The 24,254-nt window shown below is 31.8% G+C and carries 24 protein-coding genes; 2 read left to right on the plus strand and 22 right to left on the minus strand.

What is annotated here, in order from left to right; translation table 11 throughout:
- Positions 1 to 103 precede the first annotated feature (103 nt).
- The 21 genes from DRZ96_RS07730 to DRZ96_RS07830 all read right to left on the minus strand — a co-directional run bounded on the left by DRZ96_RS07730 (position 104) and on the right by DRZ96_RS07830 (position 21,351).
- Complete coding sequence (locus DRZ96_RS07730; protein ID WP_112890218.1) at positions 104 to 4,354, minus strand: PolC-type DNA polymerase III; 4,251 nt, start codon at positions 4,352 to 4,354, stop codon at positions 104 to 106.
- A gap of 4 nt (positions 4,355 to 4,358) precedes the next feature.
- Entirely contained in the window at positions 4,359 to 5,414 is a 1,056-nt protein-coding gene (gene ispG / locus DRZ96_RS07735) for a flavodoxin-dependent (E)-4-hydroxy-3-methylbut-2-enyl-diphosphate synthase (protein ID WP_112890219.1), read from the minus strand.
- Positions 5,411 to 6,421 (minus strand): RIP metalloprotease RseP, encoded by a 1,011-nt coding sequence (rseP, locus tag DRZ96_RS07740; RefSeq protein WP_112890220.1) that lies wholly within the window; start codon positions 6,419 to 6,421, stop codon positions 5,411 to 5,413. Before rseP ends, ispG begins: the two co-directional genes overlap by 4 nt.
- A 9-nt stretch (positions 6,422 to 6,430) precedes the next feature.
- Positions 6,431 to 7,213, minus strand: a complete 783-nt coding sequence (locus DRZ96_RS07745; RefSeq protein ID WP_112890221.1) for a phosphatidate cytidylyltransferase — start codon at positions 7,211 to 7,213, stop codon at positions 6,431 to 6,433.
- Between the two features lie 2 nt (positions 7,214 to 7,215).
- Complete coding sequence (locus DRZ96_RS07750; protein WP_112890222.1) at positions 7,216 to 7,941, minus strand: isoprenyl transferase; 726 nt, start codon at positions 7,939 to 7,941, stop codon at positions 7,216 to 7,218.
- 45 nt (positions 7,942 to 7,986) lie between these two features.
- Positions 7,987 to 8,544, minus strand: coding sequence for a ribosome recycling factor (gene frr, locus DRZ96_RS07755; RefSeq protein WP_070701221.1), 558 nt, complete (start codon positions 8,542 to 8,544; stop codon positions 7,987 to 7,989).
- A 9-nt stretch (positions 8,545 to 8,553) separates the two neighbouring features.
- Positions 8,554 to 9,258, minus strand: a complete 705-nt coding sequence (gene pyrH / locus DRZ96_RS07760) for a UMP kinase (protein WP_112890223.1) — start codon at positions 9,256 to 9,258, stop codon at positions 8,554 to 8,556.
- Positions 9,259 to 9,274: 16 nt separating this feature from the next.
- Complete coding sequence (tsf, locus tag DRZ96_RS07765) at positions 9,275 to 9,919, minus strand: translation elongation factor Ts (RefSeq protein WP_112890224.1); 645 nt, start codon at positions 9,917 to 9,919, stop codon at positions 9,275 to 9,277.
- Between the two features lie 71 nt (positions 9,920 to 9,990).
- Positions 9,991 to 10,764, minus strand: coding sequence for a 30S ribosomal protein S2 (gene rpsB, locus DRZ96_RS07770; protein ID WP_070701227.1), 774 nt, complete (start codon positions 10,762 to 10,764; stop codon positions 9,991 to 9,993).
- Between the two features lie 248 nt (positions 10,765 to 11,012).
- A complete protein-coding gene (locus tag DRZ96_RS07775; RefSeq protein WP_112890225.1) occupies positions 11,013 to 11,555 on the minus strand; it encodes a rubrerythrin family protein in 543 nt (180 codons plus the stop codon).
- Positions 11,556 to 11,666: 111 nt separating this feature from the next.
- Positions 11,667 to 12,734: a peptide chain release factor 1 gene (prfA, locus tag DRZ96_RS07780; RefSeq protein WP_112890226.1), complete on the minus strand. Its 1,068-nt coding sequence runs from the start codon at positions 12,732 to 12,734 to the stop codon at positions 11,667 to 11,669.
- 8 nt (positions 12,735 to 12,742) lie between these two features.
- The gene (prmC, locus tag DRZ96_RS07785) at positions 12,743 to 13,573 is read right to left on the minus strand and encodes a peptide chain release factor N(5)-glutamine methyltransferase (RefSeq protein ID WP_112890227.1); all 831 of its coding nucleotides are present in this window, start codon (positions 13,571 to 13,573) and stop codon (positions 12,743 to 12,745) included.
- Positions 13,574 to 13,615: 42 nt separating this feature from the next.
- Positions 13,616 to 13,819: a 50S ribosomal protein L31 gene (rpmE, locus tag DRZ96_RS07790; RefSeq protein ID WP_005956574.1), complete on the minus strand. Its 204-nt coding sequence runs from the start codon at positions 13,817 to 13,819 to the stop codon at positions 13,616 to 13,618.
- 138 nt (positions 13,820 to 13,957) lie between these two features.
- A complete protein-coding gene (gene rho / locus DRZ96_RS07795; protein WP_112890228.1) occupies positions 13,958 to 15,394 on the minus strand; it encodes a transcription termination factor Rho in 1,437 nt (478 codons plus the stop codon).
- Between the two features lie 8 nt (positions 15,395 to 15,402).
- Complete coding sequence (gene glpX / locus DRZ96_RS07800; RefSeq protein WP_070701237.1) at positions 15,403 to 16,368, minus strand: class II fructose-bisphosphatase; 966 nt, start codon at positions 16,366 to 16,368, stop codon at positions 15,403 to 15,405.
- A 1-nt stretch (position 16,369) separates the two neighbouring features.
- Positions 16,370 to 17,023: a fructose-6-phosphate aldolase gene (gene fsa / locus DRZ96_RS07805; protein ID WP_112890229.1), complete on the minus strand. Its 654-nt coding sequence runs from the start codon at positions 17,021 to 17,023 to the stop codon at positions 16,370 to 16,372.
- Between the two features lie 3 nt (positions 17,024 to 17,026).
- Positions 17,027 to 17,503, minus strand: a complete 477-nt coding sequence (ispF, locus tag DRZ96_RS07810) for a 2-C-methyl-D-erythritol 2,4-cyclodiphosphate synthase (protein WP_112890230.1) — start codon at positions 17,501 to 17,503, stop codon at positions 17,027 to 17,029.
- Positions 17,500 to 18,201: a 2-C-methyl-D-erythritol 4-phosphate cytidylyltransferase gene (gene ispD / locus DRZ96_RS07815; protein ID WP_112890586.1), complete on the minus strand. Its 702-nt coding sequence runs from the start codon at positions 18,199 to 18,201 to the stop codon at positions 17,500 to 17,502. The genes ispF and ispD overlap by 4 nt, the downstream gene beginning before the upstream one ends.
- A 4-nt stretch (positions 18,202 to 18,205) precedes the next feature.
- Positions 18,206 to 19,648: a peptidoglycan D,D-transpeptidase FtsI family protein gene (locus DRZ96_RS07820; protein WP_112890231.1), complete on the minus strand. Its 1,443-nt coding sequence runs from the start codon at positions 19,646 to 19,648 to the stop codon at positions 18,206 to 18,208.
- Complete coding sequence (locus tag DRZ96_RS07825; protein ID WP_112890232.1) at positions 19,641 to 20,906, minus strand: FtsW/RodA/SpoVE family cell cycle protein; 1,266 nt, start codon at positions 20,904 to 20,906, stop codon at positions 19,641 to 19,643. Before DRZ96_RS07825 ends, DRZ96_RS07820 begins: the two co-directional genes overlap by 8 nt.
- Before the next feature lie 4 nt (positions 20,907 to 20,910).
- Positions 20,911 to 21,351 carry an FHA domain-containing protein gene (locus DRZ96_RS07830; protein WP_112890233.1) on the minus strand — a complete coding sequence of 147 codons (441 nt, stop codon included), beginning with the start codon at positions 21,349 to 21,351 and terminating at the stop codon, positions 20,911 to 20,913.
- A 125-nt stretch (positions 21,352 to 21,476) separates the two neighbouring features.
- Here DRZ96_RS07830 and DRZ96_RS07835 point away from each other — a divergent pair, with 125 nt between their 5' ends.
- Both DRZ96_RS07835 and DRZ96_RS07840 read left to right on the plus strand, forming a co-directional pair.
- Positions 21,477 to 22,085 (plus strand): regulatory protein RecX, encoded by a 609-nt coding sequence (locus DRZ96_RS07835; protein WP_112890234.1) that lies wholly within the window; start codon positions 21,477 to 21,479, stop codon positions 22,083 to 22,085.
- Positions 22,086 to 22,382, plus strand: a complete 297-nt coding sequence (locus DRZ96_RS07840; protein ID WP_112890235.1) for a GIY-YIG nuclease family protein — start codon at positions 22,086 to 22,088, stop codon at positions 22,380 to 22,382.
- A gap of 36 nt (positions 22,383 to 22,418) precedes the next feature.
- On the opposite strand, the gene DRZ96_RS07845 is transcribed toward DRZ96_RS07840, so the two are convergent.
- Entirely contained in the window at positions 22,419 to 24,251 is a 1,833-nt protein-coding gene (locus DRZ96_RS07845; RefSeq protein ID WP_112890236.1) for an ATP-binding protein, read from the minus strand.
- Between the last annotated feature and the right edge of the window lie 3 nt (positions 24,252 to 24,254).

The raw sequence follows: 24,254 nt of genomic DNA on the forward strand, positions 1-24,254 counted from the left end.
TAACACCTCACTACTAAAAAACAAAGAGTGGGCTTCCCCACTCTTTACTCTAAATATCTTACTTAATTAAATTATAACACAAATTGCTATAAATACAAGTTTTTCAAAAATTGAATAATGAAATTTGATTGGTTTCATCAAGGTCTTTTAATATTCCATTTTTTTGTAAAATTGTAATAACAGAATTCCCAGCCTTTGTTCTTTTGGAAAAATCTTCTATTGATAAATAATTAGATTTTTTTGATTCTTCTTCTATTTTGTTAGCACAGTTTTCGCCTACACCAGGTATTGCCCTAAGTGGCATTCTAATTTTTCCATCTTCAATAGTAAATTTAGATGCTTTTGACTTATAGATATCAGGACTTAAAAATTCAAATCCTCTCGCATACATTTCAAGGGCTACTTCAGATACTCTTATCTCTCCCTTGTCCTTAGCTGTTGGTTTTTCAATATCTCTTAAAATTTTAATTCTATTTTTGAGAAAGCCTGGACCTTCAATAATATTCTCTCCATTAAAATCATTTAGTTTAATAGTAAAGAAAGTTGCATAAAAGGCTAAAGGATGATTGAGCTTATAATAAGCAATTCTGAAAGAAAGCATTACATAAGCAACTGCGTGAGCCTTAGGGAACATGTACTTGATTTTCTTACAAGAATCAATATACCACTCAGGCAAATCTAAGTTTTTCATTATATTTTCTTGTTCTTCAGTTAGGCCTTTTCCCTTTCTTACTTTTTCCATAGTATCAAAGGCCATTTTATTTTCAGCACCTGCATTTATTAGATATACCATGATGTCTTCCCTTGTAGCGATAACATCTTTTAATTCAGCTCTACCAGAATCAACTAACTCTTGGGCATTAGAAATCCAAACGTCAGTACCATGGGATAGGCCAGATATTCTCACAAGATCTGCAAAGTTTTTTGGTTTTGTTTCTAGTAACATAGATATAACAAAAGAAGTTCCAAATTCTGGTATTCCTAGTGTCCCAGTCTTGCAAGAGAAAATATCTTCATCCATGTGAAAGGCTTCCGCACTATTAAATATAGAAAGTGTATTTTGATCATCAAGCCTAATTGTACTAGAGTCTATTCCAGTGAAGTCCTCTAACATTTTAATAATTGTTGGACCATCGTGACCTAGTATATCCAATTTCAAGATTTTTCCATGAATAAAGTTATAATCAAAATGAGTTGTTATAACTCCTGAACTTGGATCGTCTGCTGGATATTGAATTGGTGTGAAGTCGAAAATTGAATTTGTTTTAGGAACAATCATTACACCGCCAGGGTGCTGTCCACTAGTTCTTTTACCATCAGTGATCGCCCTTGAAAGTCTGTCAATTTCAATTGGTGAGATACGCTGATTTTCAAAATATTTTTTCACATAACCATAAGCAGTTTTTTCAGCAATTTTTCCTATAGTTCCTGCCCTAAATACATACCCTTCTCCAAATAACTCTTCAGTGTATTTATGGGCTCTAGGTTGATACTCACCAGCAAAGTTTAAATCTATATCTGGTTCCTTATCTCCATAAAAACCTAAGAAAACTTCAAACGGAATATTGTGCCCATCTTTTATGAGTTGGGTTCCACATTTAGGGCATACTTTATCTGGCATGTCAACCCCAGATCCATAAGTTAAGTCTTCAGTAAATTCAGAATATTTGCAGTTAGGACAAATGTAGTGTGGTGGAAGGGGGTTTACTTCTGTTATATCTGCCATTGTTGCAACAAAAGAAGATCCAACAGACCCTCTAGAACCTACTAGGAATCCATCATCATTTGATTTTTTCACAAGTTTTTGTGCAATAATATATAGAACTGAATAACCATTTGAAATAATAGATTTTAGTTCCTTCTCCAACCTGTCTTCAACAATCTTAGGAAGAACTTCTCCATAAATGTCATGGGCCTTTTTGTAAGTCATATCCCTTAAACTTTCATCAGAACCTTCAATAACTGGTGGATAAGTTCCATCTGGAATTGGTTTTATATCCTTAATAAAATCTTTTAATTCATTTGTATTAGTTACAACAACTTCATAGGCTTTGTCTTGACCTAAGTAGGAAAATTCATCTAGCATTTCTTCTGTTGTCTTAAAATAAAACTTTTGGTTTCTACTAGATCTTGGATCAGGTCTACCAGGTTTGCCGTTTAGGACAATTTTTCTAAGGAGGTCCTCGGACTCCTCTATATAATATGTGTCTGAATCAGCAACAACAGGAATATTTAGTTCTTCTCCAAGCTCTAAGATTTTTTTGTTTATATCTCTTATATCTTCTAGTGTATATTTTCCATCTTCAATTGACATAATGTTGTCACTTGCTGGCTGGATTTCTAGAAAATCATAGTAAGATGCAATTTTAACTAATTCTTCATGAGGACACATCCTATATATAGCATCAAACAATTCTGAATTGGCATTACCAGATCCAACAAGAATTCCTTCTCGATATTTATCTAATAAACTTCTAGGAACTTTTGCAACAAAATTAAAGTATTTCATATGCGAATCAGAAATTAACATATATAAGTTTTTCAAACCAACTTCATCTTTAACTAACAATAATAAAGAAGATTCGAATAAACGTTTAGAATCTGTGTTTTTTATTTGTTGATTTAAAATTTCAAAATTGAAATCTTCTTCCTCTCTTTTAATTTTGTCAATTAACTTTATAAAAACCTCTGCTGTAGCTTCAGCATCATTAACTGCTCTATGCGCTCCCACAAGAGACACACCAAGATTTTTACAAAGAGTTCCAAGATTGAATCTCTTCATATGTGTCATTGTTGCTCTTGCCATTACAAGTGTATCAAGTATTGGATGGTTAAATTCTAAGCCATTGTTAGCATACTCTCTCCTAATAAATGAAATATCAAATTTTGCATTGTGGGCAACTAGTACGGCATCTTTAGCAAATTCATAAAATTTAGGAATAACCTCTTCTATTGTAGGTTCATTTTCAACTAAGGAGTTACTAATCCCTGTTAAATTAACAACAACTTGAGGAATTTCTTTTTCAGGGTTAATAAGTTGTGAAAATCTATCTGTTATAATACCGTCTTTTATTTTTACTGCACCAATTTCTGTAATTTTATCATTTCTAGATGAAAGACCAGTAGTTTCTATATCAAAGACTACGTAAGTATCGTAAGTTTTTCCATCTATATAGTTAGTTACAATTTTTTCCTTATCATCAACAAAATTTATGTCTGTTCCATAAAGAATTTTAAGTCCAGTTTTTTCTCCGGCCTCCATTGCTTCTGGGAAACCTTGAACGTCATTAGTATCAGTAATGCCAATTGCATCATGTCCCCAAAGTTTAGCTCTATTTGCAAAGTCAGTAAAAGATGTAACACCAGACATCTGAGACATTTTGGAATGAATTCTTAACTCTGTTCTCTTTTCATCAGAATAATCCATCCTAAGGACCTTATCTCTTTTTTCAATGTACCTAATCATAATAGTTTCACATTTTGAGAAATTATCATAGGACACATTTCCAGTAATAACAACATGGTCACCTACACCGAAGCTTTCTAAGAACTCTTCTGCCTTGTCAGGTTTTAAGAATATTTTTGCAAGAGTTGATGATGTGTAGTCTGTAATAGAAAGGGAAATCAAAAAGTTACCGTTTTTAAGTTCTCTACTTTCTAAATTAAATATATCGACTTCAACACTTACCTTTTGTGAATTTACATTAACATCAACTAGCTTTTCTATTATTCCTATATCTTTTTTTCCATAGGAGTTAGATTTTTTAATTTTCTTTTCTTTAGACTTATTTTCTATTTTTGTCTTTACTTCAATTTCATGTTTAGTAGAAATAACTTCTTCAGCTTCTTCTATTTGAGAAATAAAGTTTTCAATATTATCCTCTACAAGATCTTTTTTATCAAAATCAAATTTTATACTGAAGTTACCAAAAACTTTTAATTCTTTTTCCAGATATGATGCAAACCCATTTTGACTTAAGCTATAAAATGCTTCTTCACTAGGTAGTTTTATATTTATTAAACCAATTTTATCATTTTTATTTATTAGAACATCCTTAATCCATATTTGTGATGAAGGATTGTACTTCAAAATTTCAGCATAAATTAAATCATCTTCACTTTTATAAAGAGAAGATGATTTAAAGTCAATATAAGTCTTGTATTCTTCTAAGCTTGTAGAAAAAATTTTAGAAATTTCATTCTTAAAATTTATTTCTAAATCATTTTTTGAATTAATTACAAAATAAACTTCTCCTTTATTTTTGTTTCTTCTAATTGACTCTATATAAATGTCATCTGGAACATCATTATAAGAAGAATTTAATTTTTGTAAAATATCTTTTAATAAAATCAAATTATCACCCAATTTTTTCGATTTCAGATAAAAGTTCTGTTAGTAGTTTATCTTCTGGAACTTTTTTTATTATTTCTCCCTTACGGAAGATTAATCCTTCACCATGTCCACATGCAATACCTATATCGGCCTCTCTTGCCTCACCAGGTCCATTAACAGGACATCCCATAATTGCCACCTTTAAATTTTTATCGATCTTATAAAGTTTTTCTTCAGCCTGATTTACTATTTCTATTAAATCTACCTTAGTTCTTGCACAAGTTGGACAGGAAATTAAATCTATGCCCTCTCTTCTAAGGTCAAGTGCTTTTAAAATATCTTTTCCAGCAATTATCTCATCACTAGGATCAGATGTTAAAGACACCCTAATAGTGTCGCCAATACCTTCAGCTAAAAGAGTACCTATACCTATGGCAGACTTTACAATACCTTTTTTAGGGCTTCCTGCTTCAGTTACTCCTAAGTGAAGAGGATAGTCTGACATTTCAGAAAACTTCCTATAACTTTCTATTGTTAGATTTACACTAGAAGCTTTTAGAGATACTGCTATGTCATGAAAATTATTTTTTTCTAACAATTCGATTTCTTCCATAGCACTATAACAAATGGAGGATGCATTAACTCCTTTAAATTTATCCAAAAATTCTTGTTTTACAGAACCAGAGTTAACTCCTACTCTTATTGGAATATTGTGAAACTTACAAGCTTCAATAACTTCCTTTATCTTCCAAGGAGCTCCAATATTTCCTGGGTTAAGCCTTATTGCATCTGATTCATTTTCACAAGCAGCAAGTGCTAGCTTATAATCAAATTGTATGTCTGATATTATTGGAATATTAATCTCTTTTTTAATTTCTCTAAGTGCGGCTGCATCTTCTAAATCATTAACAGCCATCCTTATTATGTCACAACCTAGTTCTTCTAGATTTTTTGTTTGTGAGACAGTTGACTTTATATCTTTAGTATCTGTGTTAGTCATAGATTGAATAGAGATGAAAGAATCTCCGCCAACTGGGACATTTCCAACATAAACTTTTTTTGTTTTTTTTCTATTTATCATTTATTAAACAACCTTCCAATATCATTAAAAATAGTTACGTAAATCATTAAAGAAAATAAAAGACTTATACCTATTAGTGAGAGTCCTTGCTCAATTTTTTCATCTATGGGTTTACCTCTAAGGGCTTCAATTAATAAAAATAAAAACTTTCCTCCATCAAGTGCAGGAATTGGGAGCAAGTTAAAAACACCAAGATTGACTGATATTAGTCCTAAAATCTGTAGAAAATTTAAAAATCCCTTTGAAGACTCTGAACCAATTAATTGTACAACACCAACAGGGCCTGATAAGTATTCCATTTTAAAAGAACCAGAAAACATCATTTTAATACTTTTGAGAATCAATTTGGACATTTCTAAAGTTCTATTTGCCCCAAGACTAATGGATTTTAATAGTGAATGATCTAGCTTTGAAGTGATACCAATTAAATACATCTGATTTTCTACAGAATACTCAGGTTTTATCTTTAAATTTAATATATTTCCTTCTCTATTAATTTGAAAATCCATTTCTTCTTTTTGATTTTTGGAAATTATTGAATTTATATCGTATATGTCCTTAACCTTATTTTCATTAATTTTTATAATTAAATCGCCTGATTGTATTCCTGCCTTATCTGCAGGTGAGTTAGAAATAACTTTTTCAATTTCACTTGATCCATATCCTACTATGGAAAAAATAAGGGTAAAAGCAATAAAAGCCAATACGAAATTCATAAAGGCTCCAGCTAAAACAACTGCCATTCTTTTTACGATGAAAACATTGTTAAAGGCTCTTGGGTCATGGGAGTTATCTTCCTCGCCTTCCATAGCAACATAGCCTCCAACAGGAAGGGCTCTTAAACTATAAAAGGTTTCACCTTTTTGTTTCTGATAAATTTTTGGACCCATACCTATGGAAAACTCATTAACTTTAATTCCTGATAATTTGGCAACAGCAAAGTGACCAAATTCATGAAGCATAACAACGAGTAAAAAAACAAGTAAAGAGCTAATTAAAGTAATCATTTATTCTCCTTAAATAAAATGGTACAGAATATACACGAAGGGGCTTATAAATATAAGACTGTCAAACCTGTCAAGTATTCCACCGTGACCAGGTAAAATCTGTGCATAATCTTTTATACCTGTGAATCTCTTAATCTTTGATGCAAACAAATCTCCAAACTGTCCAGCAATGGAAGTAAGGAAAATAATTATGATTACAACAAGATTAAGGTCGTAAATAAAATTATATTTATTTAAAAGTGTGAAATACACAGCTGTTAATATAAGAGCAAAAAAAGTTCCACCAACGGCACCTTCTATCGATTTATTAGGACTAACTCTTTCAATTAACTTGTGCTTGCCAAAAGTAGAACCTACAAAATAAGCAAAGGTATCTGTGGTAAAGGCAATTACAAAAGCAGAAATAATTATGTAAATATCATCAAGACTTCCTAGTAAATTTAAGAAAAATACTGTATAGAAGTAGGCCATATTTGTAAAGGAATAATTGCTCAAATTATAGTCTTCTAAAATTACATACAGAGAAGAATTAAAAATAAAATAAAAAACAAGGGCAAAGGTTAAGTTTTTATCAAAAATTGAGCACAAAAAAGTTACCAGAGCCCCTAAAAGTAAACTTGGCAAATAAAGTTTGATTTCTTTTTTTATTAGTGCGTTGTATAGCTCTCTTATTGCCTCAAGAGTTAAAATAAAAATTGAAAACTTTATAGCATTTAATCCTAAGTAAAAAATTAAAATTAATAGACCAATACCCACTATTCCTGTTGAAACTCTTTTTTGTAAATCAGTCAAGATTATAATCCTCCGTATCTCCTATTTCTTTTTTGAAAATCATAAATGGCCTTATAGAATTCCTCTTCATGAAAGTCTGGCCACAATATATTAGAAAAATAAAACTCGCTATAGGCTAGTTGATATAATAAAAAATTAGAAACTCTAAGCTCACCACTTGGTCTTATAAGTAGGTCCAGATCTTCTTGATCTCTTGAATATAAATAATCCTTAAAAGATTCTGTATCAATATCTTCAAGAGATAGCTTACCAGCAATAACATCTTCACAAATCATTTTGCTAGCTCTAACTATTTCACTTTGTCCCCCATAATTTAGACCAATATTTAATATCATTTTATCATTTGATCTAGTTTCCTGCAATGCAGTCTCGATTAGTCTAACTATCTTATCAGGAAAGGCTTTATAATCTCCTAAGACATTTATTCTAATATTATTTTTTTTAATTTTTTCAAGTTGATTTTTAATATAGTAGGCAAGTAAATCCATTAACTTAGAAATCTCTTCATCAGGTCTCTTCCAGTTTTCAGTAGAGAAGGCATAAAGAGTTAAAGATTTAATATTGATTTTATAGGCTGCTTCTACAATTTCGATTACCCTTTGTGTTCCTTCTCTATGTCCAAAAGTTCTTGGCATTTTTCTTTTCTTTGCCCATCTTCCATTTCCATCCATTATTATGCCTACGTGTTTGGGAATATTTTCTAAATCTAATTTATCGTAATAATTCATAAAACTCCTTAAAAAAAGAGCCTTAGAATAATCTAAGGCTAAAAATTAAATTTCCATAAGTTCTTTTTCTTTTTCTTCTGCTACACCATCGATGTCTTTAATATATTTATCAGTTAACTTTTGAATATCTTCTTCATAAGTTTTTCTATCATCTTCAGATATTTCTTTAGCTTTTTCAGCTTTTTTAATATCTTCCATAGCATCTCTTCTAATGTTTCTAACAGAAACTTTTGCTTCTTCCGCATACTTTCCAACTAACTTAGTAAGATCTTTTCTTCTTTCTTCAGTTAGTTGAGGTATAACAAGTCTAATAACTTTTCCGTCATTTGAAGGAGTTATTCCCAAATCAGACTTTTGTATTGCTTTTTCAATTTCAGGAATTAATGTAGCATCCCAAGGTTGAATAGCAAGCAGTCTTGCTTCTGGTGCAGAAAGACTAGCAACTTGATTAAGTGGAGATTGTTGTCCATAATAATCAACGTAAATCTTGTCAAGCAAACTTGTATTAGCACGTCCTGCTCTTATAGACTGAAGTGATTCAGTAAGTGAGTCAACAGATTTTGACATTCTTGACTCAGTATTTTTTTTAAGATCAGATATCATAGTATCCTCCTATTTAACATTAGTACCAATGTCTTCGCCACAAACCACTTTATACATTGCATCTTCTTCATCTATTCCAAATACTTGAAGCGGAATATTCTTGTCCATGCAAAGTGTAGTAGCTGTGCCGTCCATAATTTTTAAGTTTTTATTTAAAATTTCCCTATAAGTTAGATTATCAAACTTTTTAGCATCAGGATTTATGTTAGGATCGGAATCATATATACCATCTACTCCTTTTTTAGCTAAAAGAATGACATCAGCATCTATTTCAGCAGCTCTAAGCGCTGCTGCAGTATCAGTTGAGAAATATGGATTTCCAACTCCTGCTGAGAAAATAACTACACGACCCTTTTCTAAGTGTCTAATAGCTCTTCTTCTTATATAGGGTTCTGCAACTTGCTTCATTTCAATAGCAGTTTGCACACGAGTAATAACGCCTAATTTTTCTAAGGAATCTTGAAGTGCTAAAGCATTCATTACAGTGCCAAGCATTCCCATATAGTCAGATGTAGCACGGTCTATGTTGTTTTCGTCACGTCCTCTCCAAAAGTTTCCGCCACCAACAACTATTCCAGTTTCTACTCCTGAGTCATAGATTTTCTTAACTTGCTTAGCTATTAGGTTGACATAGTCTATGTCGATTCCAACTGTATTTGATCCTGCTAATGCTTCTCCGCTGAGTTTTAAAACAATTCTCTTATATTTTGGCATTTACTCCTCCAATTTGTTATCCTATTTGTTTTGCTACTTCTGCTGCAAAGTCTTCTTCTCTCTTTTCAAGACCTTCGCCAACTTCAAATCTAACAAATCTTCTAATTTTAATGTTTTCGCCAATCTTAGCAATTAAATCATTAAGAATGTCTCTAATTTTCTTGTCTGAATCTTTAATGAAGTCTTGGTCAAGTAGACAAATTTCTTCATAGAATTTTTCAAGTCTTCCTTCAACCATTTTTTCAATTATATGTTCAGGTTTGTTTTCACTTCTTGCTTGTTCAGTTAAAATATTTTTTTCGTGTTCAACTTCCTCAGCAGGAACTTCTTCACGACTAACATATTTAGGAGCAACTGCTGCGATTTGCATTGCAATATCCTTAACAAAGTCTTGGAATTCTTCGTTCTTAGCAACGAAGTCTGTTTCTGAGTTTACTTCAACTAAAACACCAATTCTTCCGCCGTGAACATAAGATTCAACGAGACCTTCAGAAGCTATTCTAGAAGATTTTTTAGCAACAGAAGCTAATCCCTTTTCTCTTAAAAAGTCCACTGCTTTGTCCATATCACCATTTGTCTCTGTTAAAGCCTTTTTGCAGTCCATCATACCTGCTCCAGATTTTTCTCTTAATTCTTTAACCATTGCTGCTGTAATAGCCATTTTAATTCACTCCTTATTTATTTTAAAAAAAGAGAGTTATAAAGGATTACTTTAGAACTCTCGAAATATCTTTACTCTTCTATAGCTGACTTTTCATCCTCAACTGCTTCTTCTTCAGAAACTTCTTGAGTGGATTCATCATAATCTGTATCTTCTATTTGACTGCCTTGTTTTCCTTCGATAACTGCATTAGCAATTGTTTCTGTAATTAGTTTAACTGCTCTAATAGCATCATCGTTTCCTGGAATTGGAATATTAACTTCTTCAGGATCACAGTTAGTATCAACAATACCGATTACAGGAATTCCTAAAATATGAGCTTCTTTAACTGCAATATTTTCTTTTTTAGGGTCTACTACAAATAAAGCTTGAGGCATACCCTTCATTTCTTTAATTCCACCTAGGAATTTTTCAAGCTTTTCTCTTTCGTGAAGTAATTGAGAAACTTCTTTCTTTGGAAGAACGTCGAAAGTTCCATTTTCTTCCATTTCATATAATTTGTAAAGTCTTTCAATTCTGTTCTTTATAGTCTTGTAGTTAGTTAAAAGACCACCTAACCATCTTTGGTTAATGTATGGCATACCACATTTAGTAGCTTCTTTTTCAATTGCATCTTGAGCTTGTTTCTTTGTACCTACAAAAAGTACTTCTCCACCGTTAGCTGCAATTTCTCTTACAAAATCGTAAGCTTCTTCTACTTTTTTAACTGTTTTTTGAAGGTCGATTATATAGATACCATTTCTTTCGGTAAATATAAATCTCTTCATTTTAGGGTTCCATCTTCTAGTTTGGTGTCCAAAGTGTACACCAGCTTCTAATAAGCTTTTCATTGAAATTACTGACATTTAAGCCACCTCCGTGTTTTTTCCTCCATTTTCATCTTTTGTCATCGGGACCAAATTGGCAACTCCAAAGACATCAGAAAATGTGTGTATTTCATATGTGCATTTCTTACCGGATAAAAGTATAACACAAGCACAGAAAATTAGCAATAAATACTTTGGTTTATGACATTTATTTTTTCTGAAGTCTAATAATTAATATAATACAAAAAATCTCCCCATTTAAAATGAGGAGACTTTTTTAACAAAAATTAATAAGCAACAAATTTGCTTCCTGCGCATCCACAGATTGGACATTTATCTTCTTCTTCGAAAGTAATATATCCACATACTGGGCATAGGTAGATGTTTTCAACATCTAAATCTTTTCCAGCATCTACAGCTTCTTTAGCTGTTTCAAATCTCTTAGCATGAACTTCTTCAGCTGCTGTAGCATATTTCATTGCTCTAACAGCTTCTTTTTCTTCTTGCATTTCTGCAACTGCGATGAAAGCAGGGTACATTTGAGTTGACTCAAAAATTTCTCCGTTTTTAGCAGCTTCAAGATTTTCAGAAGTTGAATTAATTCCAAATCCTGCCATTGAAGTTACAGGGAAATCTCCTGAAACATCTTTTAAAGCTTTAAAGTGAAGTGTAGCGTGAATTTTTTCTGCATCAGAAGTAGCATCAAAAAGTCTTTTAACATTTTTGAAACCATCTTTTTCTGCTACATCTCCCCAGATGTTATATCTAGTACGTGCTTGAGATTCGCCACCGAATGCTGATCTTAAATTGTCACTTGTCATTTGATTCATAATATTACCCCCATAAAATTTAATAATAAAACTACCATCATCATTATAGAATATTATTAATGAAAAATCAAATAGTCTATTAAAATTATACTAAATAAATAATAATTATTTTTATGATATTTTTTCTAACTTTTGAGTTTGATCATAAGTGATTAGTGCATCTATTATTTCATCAAGGTCACCGTCATTTATTTCATTTATCCTGTGTGATGTTAAGTTGATTCTATGATCAGTTACCCTACCTTGAGGATAGTTATATGTCCTTATTCTTTCAGACCTATCGCCTGTTCCAATTTGAGATGATCTTTCCATGGACTCTTTTTCATTTTGCTCTTGTAACTTCAAATCATAAAGCTTAGATCTTAAAAGTTTCATGGCCTTTTCTTTATTTCTTAGTTGTGATTTTTCATCCTGGCATGAAATGACTATTCCTGTAGGAATATGTGTAAGTCTTACAGCTGAGTCTGTTGTATTTACACATTGACCACCATTTCCTGATGCACGAAAGACATCAAACTTAATTTCTGTTGGATCAATTTCTATGTCAACGTCTTCAGCTTCAGGTAATACTGCAACAGTAGCTGTAGATGTATGAATCCTTCCTCCACTTTCAGTTTCTGGAACTCTTTGAACCCTATGAACACCAGATTCATATTTTAGTCTTGAATATGCCCCATTTCCAATTATCATAAAGACAATTTCTTTATATCCACCAATTCCTATTTCATTTGATGACATAGTCTCAACTTTAAAGCCACATCTTTCAGCGTATCTAACATATTGTCTATAAAGAACTCCTGCAAATAAAGCAGCTTCATCTCCACCTGCACCAGCACGTATTTCTACCATTACATTCTTGCTGTCATTTTTATCCTTAGGAATCAAAAGAATTTTTAACTCATTTTCAAGTTCTTCAACCTTTTTACTTCCTTCGTTTATTTCTTCTCTTACAAGATCCTTAAAATCGTCGTCTAATTTCTCTTTTATTAACTCTTTATTCTCATTTAATGTATTTAAAGTTTCTTTATACAATTTATATTTACCAACAATAGGCTCTATTTCGGCGTGCTCAATAGCTTTTTGTTGGTAAAGTTTAGAGTTATTTATAATATCAACGTTACTAAGATCCTTTTCTAATTCTACTAATCTATCTTCAAATACTGAAAGTTTTTCGTACATAATAACCTCTACATCCTTAACTGTCCAACTACGACTCTATCCAGTTTACTCAAATCTTTAATAACTTCTACATCAAATTTATCTTCCATGAGGGCACATATATCTTTAGCCTCATCATGTCCAATTTCAAAAACCAAGTATCCTCTATCATTTAAATATTCTGGTGCTTTTTCAATTATTTTTCTATAAAAATAAAGTCCATCTTCTCCACCATCAAGGGCAAGTCTAGGTTCATGTTTTCTTACTTCAACCTGTAGCTTCTCTATTTCATCAGATTTTATATAAGGAGGATTTGAGTAAATTATATCAAACTTATTTTTAATATTTGAAAACAAGTCACTCTTTAGTACTGTTATTGTTGATCCTATTTTTTCTTTATTGATTTTAGTATTTTCAATTGCCTTTTGACTTATATCAACAGCAGTAACATCAACTTTTGTTTCAAGGTCAACGCTAATGCTGACAATCCCTGTGCCACAACCAATTTCTAACATATTATTAATCTTGTTATTTTTTATTATTTTTAATAGGGTTTCTACGGATATTTCTGTATCTTGTCTAGGAATCAAAACATCTTTAAGAACTTTGAAGCTTCTTCCATAAAAATCTTCTTCACCTAAAATATATTGTATCGGCATACCATTTTTTCTTTTGTCTAAAATCTCGAAATATCTTTCTTCAACTGTTGAATCTAATAGCTCACTATCATGAGCCACTAGATATGATAAATCTTTATTTAAAAGAAAGCTTAGGATTCGTCTTGTTTCATATATTGGATCAGTATATTCTAAATCTTTTAAATATTTTCTACCTTCTATTAAGGCCTCTTTAATTTCCATAAATTTAAGTAATAAAAAAGGTTAGCTAGGCTAACCTCATTGTCATTTATTTCTCTTATATCTGCTGTTGAATTTCTCAATTCTTCCGCCGTGATCAGAGAGTTTTTGCTTTCCTGTAAAGAAAGGATGACAAGCTGAACAAATTTCAACTTTTAAATCTTCTTTAACGGATCCTGTTTTAAAAGTGTTGCCACATGCACAAGTTACAGTAGCTTCTTTATAATCTGGATGAATTCCTTTTTTCATTGTATTGCCCCCTTAAACTTATTTTATAACTCAATTTTTATATTATAACACAATTTTCACTCTAGTGCAAACACAACTATTTGCTTAATTATTATATAATATTAAGATTAAATTTTCAAGATTTTATTATTGGAAATCTTATCTAACAAAATATTTTTTTAAAAATTCCTTATTATTTTTAGTCTTTGAAATGGAATCTAAAAATCTTTCTGTTACATCTTCTATATTTTCTTCTGACAATTTATTTCTAAATTCATAACTGAAGTCCAACTCTCCCTTGCTAAGCAAAAGTTCTTCTTTCCTTGTATCTGACTTTAATATATCTATAGCTGGGAAAATCCTTTTTTCTGATAGACTTCGATTTAGATGGAGTTCCATATTTCCTGTACCTTTAAACTCTTCGAAGATGACATCATCCATCCTTGAACCAGTGTCTACAAGAGCAGTGGCAAGTATGGTTAAGCTGCCGCCCTCTTCAATGTTTCTTGCTGCCCCGAAAAATCTCTTTGGCTTGTGAAGTGATAGAGGATCCAGACCACCTGATAGAGTTTTACCACTAGCTGGTGTTGTTAAATTGTAAGCTCTTGAAAGTCTTGTAAGAGAATCAAGTAAAATTACTACGTCTTCTTTGTTCTCAACAAGTCTTTTTGCTCTATCAATAACCATCTCAGCAACCCTAGTGTGATTCTTAGGATTTTCATCAAAGGTAGAATATACTACTTCTCCTTTTACAGACCTTTTCATGTCTGTAACTTCTTCAGGTCTTTCGTCTACTAACAGGACTATTAAATGAAGATCTGGATAATTACTATTTATAGATTTAGAAATCTTTTTAAGTAGAGTAGTCTTTCCTGATTTTGGTTGTGAAACAATAAGGCCTCTTTGTCCAAAACCAACAGGAGCCAAGAGGTCAATAATCCTCATAGCCCTGTCTTCAGTTTCTAAATTAATCTTTTCCTTTGGATAAATTGGAGTTAGGTTATCAAAAAAAGGTCTATTAATTATTTTTGAAGGATGAAAATTGTTGACAGACTTGATGTATAAAAGAGCATTGAAATTTTCTCCGTCTTTTGGTGGAGATTTTATTCCAAGGATTTCATCGCCATTCCTAAGTCTAAACTTTCTTATCTGCGAAGGCGAAACATATATATCTTCTTCACTTGGAAGATAATTAATTGTTCTTAAAAAACCATATCCATCCTGGTGAAGTTCAAGTATTCCTCTTACATAATTTTTATTGTCAAGATTTTTTAAAATTTCTGCAGCGTTATCAGATAAATCTAGCTTATCAATTTTTTGTGATTCTTTTTTTAACTTTATTTCTTTTATAAGCTCATCTTTTTTTAAGGAATATGATTTTTCTATTTTACATTCTTTCGCCAGTTCCCTAAGTTCTGAAACCTTGAGTTTATCTAAGTCTTTATCAGATAGTGAAGAAGCAGGAGTTTTACCTGTCTCTATAAACTCTTTTAAGTCTTCTACATTATAATTTTCAGGATTTTCAAGACCAAGGGATAAGGCTATTTTTCTCAAGTCATCTATTGATTTATTATTTAATTCAATTTTGTTAGTCATGACAAAAATTATTTAGCATAATCTGGTTTTAAATCAAGAGAGTGGACTGATCTTATAAATCTTTGTGTTCCACTTGGAAGTCTCAATACAAGAGTGTCTGTCTTTGCCTTGTTATCGCCATAGTATTTTACTCCATCAAGAATTTCTCCTGAAGTAATACCTGTAACTGAAAATATAACTTCATTTCCTTTTACAAGATCATCAATTGAATAGATTTTCTTTAAATCAGAATGAAGGTCCTTACATCTAGCTTCTTGTTTTTCATCTGTTGGATGAAGTCTTCCTTGGAAGTCTCCACCTAAACATTTAAGAGCAGCTGCTGCTATTACACCTTCTGGAGCTCCACCTCTACCTATTACTAGATCAATTCCTGAATCTTCGTAACAAGTTTCAATAGCTGTAACAATATCACCATCAGAAACTTTCTTAACTCTTGCTCCAACAGCGATAATTTCTTTTATAATTTCTTCGTGTCTTGGTCTATCAAGAACAGCAACCGTTATTTCTTCAATATTTTTGTTGAGAGCCTTAGCTACTCTTTTAACATTTTCTGAAGGAGAATCATCAAGTTTAATTGCTCCTTTAGCTTTTGGTCCACAAGCAATCTTATCCATATAGATGTCTGGAGCATTTAATAAGCATCCTTTAGGTGCTACTGCAAGTACAGCTATAGAGTTATCTGTTCCATTGGCAATTGAATTTGTACCATCAATTGGGTCAACTGCAATATCAACTTGGTCTTCCCCTTCTTTTGTACCAATTTTTTCACCAATGTAAAGCATTGGAGCTTCGTCGATTTCACCTTCCCCAATAACTACAGTTCCATCAATATCAACTGTATCAAACATTCTTCTCATTGCGTCTACTGCTGCACCATCAGCTGCATTTTTGTCGCCTTTTCCTAACCACTTACCTGCTGAAAGGGCCGCTGCTTCTGTTACTCTTGCTAAGTTTAATGCTAAATTTCTGTCCATCCTATTTCTCCTTTGTCTTTACGCTTTTAAAATCTTCTAAAAATTTCTTTAATCCTGCGTCAGTTAACTGATGCTTAATCATTTCTCTAAATATCTTATAAGGAATTGTACCTATATCTGCACCAGTTCTTGCTACATCTTCTACGTGATTTATATGTCTTATACTTGCAGCTATTATTTGAGTATGGTATCCGTACTCCTTGAAAATATAAGCAATATCTGCCACAAGATCCAAGCCTGATTCTCCAATGTCATCAAGTCTTCCCATGAAAGGACTCACATAAGTTGCACCTGCATTTGCAGCAAGGATAGCTTGCGAAACTGAAAATATTAAAGTTACATTAGTTCTTATGCCTTCTTTACTTAAAATACTTACAGCCTTAAGTCCTTCTTCAATCATTGGAATTTTTATGACAATATTATCTGAAATCTTTGCAAGTTCTCTTGCTTCTTTAAGCATTCCATCTAAATCAGTGGAAATAACTTCAGCTGAAATATCTCCATCAACGATTTCGGATATTTCCTTTATGACATCCTCAAAAACTCCACCACTTTTTGCTATTAAGCTTGGATTAGTAGTAACTCCTGACAGGACACCCCAGGAGTTAATTTCTTTAATTTCATCAATATTAGCAGTATCGATAAAAAACTTCATTTTTTAATCATCCCTTTCAAGTAATACTACAGCTTCTGAAGAGATACCTTCCCCTCTTCCAACAAAGCCAAGTCTTTCTGTCGTCGTAGCCTTTATAGAAACATTATATATATCAGTCTTTAAAATATGTGCAATAGTCTTTCTCATATCGTCAATATGACTTGCAAGCTTAGGAGCCTGACATGCTACAACAGAATCTATATTTCCAATTTTATAATTTTTTGACTTCATTATCTCATAAACCTTACTTAGAAGTACTTTTGAATCAATATCTTTATACTTATTGTCATTGTCTGGAAAATGATAGCCAATGTCCCTTAAGGCAAGGGCACCTAAAATGGCATCCATAATAGCATGAATAAGAACATCAGCATCAGAATGTCCCAAAAGTCCTCTTTCATAGGGGATATCAATTCCACCGATTATAAGTTTTCTATCCTCAACTAGTTTATGAACGTCGTATCCTATTCCTATTCTCAAATTTTCACCTTCTTAACAAGTATTTGTGCAATAGACAAGTCCTCTCTTGTAGTAATTTTTATATTATCGTAAGAATTGTAAATTAATTTTACTTTTACTCCAGTCTTTTCAACTAAAGAGCAGTCATCTGTACCATAATATCCTTCTGCATAAGCCTGACTATAGGCTTTCATTATAATTTCTTTTCTGAAAACTTGTGGAGTTTGAACTTGCCATAGTCTATCTCTATTTGGTGTGTAATCTACTAGCTTACCATCTGTCGACACTTTAATTGTATCCTTAACAGGATTTGCAAGAACAGAAGCCCCAGTGTCCATTACATTTTCTATAGCTTCGTCTATTTTATCTACTGATACAAAGGGTCTTGCGCCATCATGGGTTAAGACAATATCTGTTTCATGAGGCATATTTAAAAGTCCATTATTAATGGAATCTTGTCTTTCTTTTCCACCATAAACTATTTTGTAGTCCATGTGTATCTTATGTTTCTTGATAGTATCATGAACATAGCGCATATCACTTTCTTTTACAATAAGAAGTAAAAAGTCAACGTATTTGGATTTTTCAATTTTTTTAATTGTGTGAGCAAGTATTGGAATTCCATCAATTGTCAAAAACTGCTTATTTATGCCCATTTTCATTCTCTTGCCCATACCTGCTGCTGCAACTATGGCAGTAACAAATTTATCCTTATACACAGTATCACTCTTCTTCAAGTTGTAAATTATTAATAGCGTACTTTAAAAGTTCTCCTGCAATTGGAGCTGCTGCTTGAGACCCATAGTCCTTAACATTAGGAATAACTACAGAAATTGCAATTTGTGGATCGTCAGCTGGTGCAAATCCAACAAACCAAGCATTATTTGTTCCTTCTTTAAGGTCAAGTTGTGCAGTACCAGTTTTACCTGCAACCTTTACTCCTGAAACATAAGCTTCAGTTCCAGTACCATTGTTAACAACATTGACCATGTATTTTGTGATTTGGTCAGCATTTTCTTTTGAAGTAACTTCACTTAAGACTGTTGGAGTATTTCTAATTACATTTTTACCATCAGATGAATCTATCTTCTTAACTATGTGAGGTTGCATCATGACTCCGTCATTTGCAATAGTAGACGCAATCATACACATTTCAAGTGGTGTAACTAAAATGGTGTCATGACCGATACCACCTGCACCAAGGGCAGTCCTGTCGAAATCATTTCTCTTAAAGGTCCAAGTAGAAGTTTCCAAAGGTAGTTCAAAATCAACCTTTTTGTTAATCATATACTTCTCAGAAACTTGACCCATGACATCAATCCCCATGTCAACAGACTTTCTAACGAAATAAGTGTTAAGAGAATTTGTAAAAGCCTTCCTAAGGTCTACTCTGCCGTATGTTTTATTACCAGCATTCCTAAACTCTCTTCCATTGTCAATTTTTTCCATACCTTCATCAGTGTATTTTTGAGAAATTCCCGATTCTAAAATTGCAGTTGTTGTAACTATTTTATAAACAGACCCTGGTGCAAATTTGCCCTTTGTGGAACTGTTAAAAAGAGCACCATTGTTAGCTTCATTTATTTTTTGCATATCTTTTGCAATATTTTGAGAATTGAAGTCTGGGAGAGAAACCATGGATAGGACTTCTCCTGTCTTTGGATTCATAATAACAACAGATCCCTTATCTGATCTTGATGATAATACAGATCTAGTTTTTTCTTGTAGGTCCGTATCTGTTGTAAGGGTAATGTCATCTCCAGTGTAAGGGTCGTAATTTTTATTTATTATGGACTTAAAAGTCTTTAGTATTTTGGAGCCTTCCTTACCAACGAGATAGTCATTCAACTCTTTTTCAAGACCATATTTATCAACTATTTTGTCAGAATAGCCAATAATATGAGAATAAATTATTGGCTGATTATAAATCCTATGGTAATTATATTTTTCACCATTGGAGTAAGCTAAGATTTCGTGATTCCTATCATAAAAAGTTCCTCTTTTTACCGAGTTTTCTCTTAGTTCACTTCTTCTGTTAGCTGGGTGTTTTACAATATCATCAGCCTTAAAAACAGTAAAGTAAGTTAAATATATAATTGGAGCAACTAATAAAATCATTAGAAATACAAGTAATACTAGAATTCTTTTATTATCTTTACTATTCATTGTCCACTCCTTTTTCATATTTATATGATAAATCTTCGCTTGTCACTTGTAAAATACCTAAAGCAACAAAGCTTGAATTAAGAGAACTTCCTCCATAGGAAATAAAAGGAAGAGTTAGACCTGTCATTGGGATAAGTTTTATAACTCCTCCAATGTTTAAAAAGGCCTGTACTGTAAATAAGATTGCAACTGAAAGTGCAAGAATCCTATAAAATAAATATTCTTGATTTAAGGCAATTTTAATGGCTCTATAAACTAAGAGCATATAGAGCATGATAATTCCTATACCAGTCAAAACTCCCATTTCTTCACAAATTGCTGAGAAGATTACATCGGAATAAGCAAAGGCAATTTGTTTTGGGTAACCCAAGCCAATTCCCTGGCCAATAAATCCTCCTTCTCCTATACCGAAAAGAGATTGAACAATTTGTCTAGCAGAATTAACAACCTTATCAGCAGTCCAAGGATTTAACCAAATATCCACCCTATTCCTAACGTGGGAGAATAAAAAGTAGCCCGTAACAGATCCCACAGCCATTAAGCCAATATTAACAAGAATTGATTTTCTGTTCTCATCGTAGACATATTGGATAAGGGTATAAATAGCAATAAAAATTGCAGCTGTTCCCAAGTCTCTTTGAATAAACAAAAATCCTACAAAAATATATATTACTCCCATTAAGTAATATGAAGTATACTTATAATTTAATTTTTTTAATCTTGTTTGGAAAGTTGTGTAAAAAGAAGCTATTAAAAATATTACTAAGATTTTAGTAAATTCGGACAACTGAATTGTTATATTTTCAGAAATTTCTATCCAGTTTTTGGCACCATACTTGGATGGAGCAAGAATAATTGTGAGCAAGAAAAATAAAATTGAAAGCCCTAAATAAAGACCTGTCATATATTCTAATCTTCTCATTGCCCTAATAATAAAATAAGTTAAATAAAAAACTAAAATGCCTGCTAAAACCCATATAAGTTGTCTAAGTCCAAGTTTTGGAGACAACCTGTAGATGGTTATTATTCCAAGACTTAAAAGCATGGAAACTATTAAGAAAATATAATTATCGCCAGAAGAAACCCTGCCTAGGACTAGGTTGGAAATATAAACTATTAAGATTAGTCCTAAAAATAAAATAACTATGTACCTATCAATATTATTGTTATTAAAAGTAAATAATAACAAAATACTTAAAATTTCAAAAATTAATAGTAAGTTTCTAGGTTTTCTCTGTTTAAAAATTTTATCTAACACATTTTCACCTTTTATCTACAAAAATAAATTGAATAAAGCCAACTCCAATTTTGTCATTGTTTTGAAGTTCAATTAGCTCATTTGGATCAATTTTTACACCATTTAAAAATGTACCATTTGCAGAACCCAAGTCCTCTAAATAATATCTTTGGTTCTTTACACGGATTAATAAATGATTTTTACTTACGAATTTATCTTTGATGACAACATCGTTTTTAGAACTTCTTCCGAGACTAATATCGCCATCTATTACATAGTATTCCTGCATCTTAAAATTTAAGGAATCAAGTCTATTTACAACTTTTAGATAGGCATCATCAAGAGAACCACCGCCACTTGTTATGCTCTTAACATCGAGATACATTAATCTTAAAATACTAAATATAAAAAGGTAAATTAAGATAATAAATACATATCTCAAAACTTGTGAGATTAACTCAAACATATTACACCTCTCAGTCTTAAACTCTATCTAATTATATACTTTTTGCTCTTAATTTTCCAATATTTTGTTAATTTAGATAAATTGGTGAATTAGAGCTTTTATGATAAAATATTTTTGGTGATAAAATGATTATTTCTAATATTATTTTTGATAAGAAAAAATTTATTATTAGCTTCAATAATGACGAAGAAATAAAAATTTCTGAAGACACCTTGGTAAACTTTGGACTATATAAGGGCCAAGAAGTTGAAGAAGAATTTGTAGAAAACTTAAAGTTTGAAGATGAGAAGACAGAAGCCCTTCTCCTATCCTATAAATTTTTACAAAGAAATAAAACTAAGAAGCAACTAGTGGATCATTTATATAAAAATAAAATTCCAAGAGAGATAATAGAAACTATCTTGCCAATTCTCGAAGAAAAAAAATATTTAAATGATGAAGACTACGCAAGAAGATACCTTAACGATGCATTAAATATAAAAAAATATGGTAAAAACAAGACGAGATATATGTTGATGTCTAAAGGAATCGAAAGAAATGTAATTGATAAGGTTATGGAAAATTATGATTATGAATTAGAATACATGAACGCTCTTGAGCTTGTTAAAAAAAGAATTTCAAAAGATGAGTCTGATCCTAAAAAAATTTACTCTGCCAAGAACTATCTTCAAGGTCGTGGATTTGAGTTCGAAATAATAAACTTTACAGTTGACGATTATCTAAGCGGTGAGTAAATGGCATCTTACGTTTATATTTTAAAATGTGCTGATGAAAGCCTCTATACTGGCTACACAGTAAATCTCGAAAAGAGATTAAAGACTCATAATGATGGAAAAGCTTCTAAGTATACAGCTTCAAGATTACCTGTGAAGATGGTATTTAGTGAAGAGTGCCTAGACAAGTCTGACGCATTAAAAAAAGAATATTTTATAAAAACTCTAACAAGAGAAAATAAGATTAAATTAATTAAAAACAAAGCATCACTTCAAGAACTTTACGATACTTACTTAATAAAAAAATCAAAAAAATAAAGACTTAAGTTTAAATACAAACCTAAGTCTTTATTTTTATTTTATCTTATACATTTCCGTTAAAAAGTTTGTTTCTTTTTCTATTAATTCAATTTCACACAACTTATCTAAATTGTTCTTAAACTCATCATAGGACAAGTTTTCACCAGATTTTTTATTGTAATTCATAAGTGCTCCATTTAGGTTGGATGTATCTATGGGAAGCAAATCTTTTATATCTAAAAAGAACTTCTCATAAACTTCTTCGTCGTGGGATGTTAATTCGTCAAATGGATTTTCTGTGTGAGGTGAAATTGTATTAGCTGCCCTTATCCTTACAAAGGAAGTCCTCCCCTTCTTTGCTGATGAAATGAAAACATCACCTGAACTTAAATAAGGAAGTCTCTTTGTTTCATCAGATGATAGGTCTGTCTCTTCCCTAATTGTGTCTATGTCTGAAGCCCTAACTGTCCTAAAAATTAATTTAGTATTTAATTGAGCCGTTATGGTTTCATCTAGGAGAGTTGGTCTTTGTGTTGCTAAGATTAAAAAGACACCATACTTTCTTCCCTCTTGAGAAATTTCACGCAAGATTGATTTTGAAGGTGTGTCAAAGCCCTTCGGTGCAAAATTGTGGGCCTCGTCAGTAATTATAATAAAAGGTGGAAAGTAGTCAACTTTAACATTATTCCTATAAAGTTCGTCCCTGTATTCCTTTCTCAAATAATATAACTTTGCCAAAAGATAAGTTGAAAATACATTTATCATCCTTGTGGAGCCTTGAAGTACAACTAACTTTCTTCTCTTTAATAGGTCCAAAAGCTCATCAATATTATGAGAGAATATTCCCTCTCCTTGTAGGGTCATAAGTCTCCACAAGACTCCACGGACACTCATGGAGTTACAAGTCTTATCATATCTTTCATAAATATCTAAAACTTCTTCAAGCCTATCTCTTCTCGTTTGGTCCTCTTCAATTGCTATCTCTTGTAAAATTTTATCTCTTGATCCAATTTCTTGGCCTTCTAGTAAGAAGTCTAATTTATTCTTAAAGGATTCAAAACTAGCACCCTTTGAGAGCATAACATCTATTACATTGTTCATGGAATCAGTAAGAGGCGATGCAGCGTTTAAAAGGTTTTTTAAATCTCTTTTTTGCAATTCTTGAAACTTTATTCCCGTGTGAATTCCAATTTCAAGACACTTGAACTTATCACTGTAGTCCTTATCTGAAATTTCAGAATTATTTGTAAAGTCCATTTCATAATGGGGGTCCATTACAATTGTTGGTACTCCCATTTCCATTAGTTCTTCCAAGACAACTCTTAGGCCAAAGGATTTACCACTCCCAGATCCACCAAAAACCCCAATGTGGGGATATTGATGCATTGACTTGTAGTCAAATAAGTAAGGAAGTTCTCTTTGTTTTATGAATTCATTATTTTGAAAAGTTGTAAATAAACCTTTATAAATATCATCCATTCCCTCAGCAATATTATCAGTATTTTTTATAGAGCCTAAGATTAAAGACTCCTTAGGAAGAGTGTCAATTAATAAATTTTTTATTTCATCAAAAACTGGTGCTCTTAAATCACTCCCTGTTAGGGGTGGATATAGAAGTTCTTCAAAAAACCTTAGCTTTGCAACATAAACTGTTTCATCTCCAACATCGTATCCCATAGATCCAAGGGATGACAAAACGTCACTGTCAATAAAGTCACCGCCAATATCAAGAGGAATAAAGCGGTTAAAAGTTTGCGAATCCACAACTTCTCCAATGATATCGCCTTGAACTGGGTCTTCAACTATTAAAAACTCATTGTTCCTAAAGTTTTTTTCCTTAGAACCAATATATACTTCTCTTGTTGTTGTAACTCCAAGTACCTTCATATT

Source organism: Peptoniphilus harei (assembly GCF_900454685.1).
Lineage (GTDB): Bacteria > Bacillota > Clostridia > Tissierellales > Peptoniphilaceae > Peptoniphilus_A > Peptoniphilus_A harei.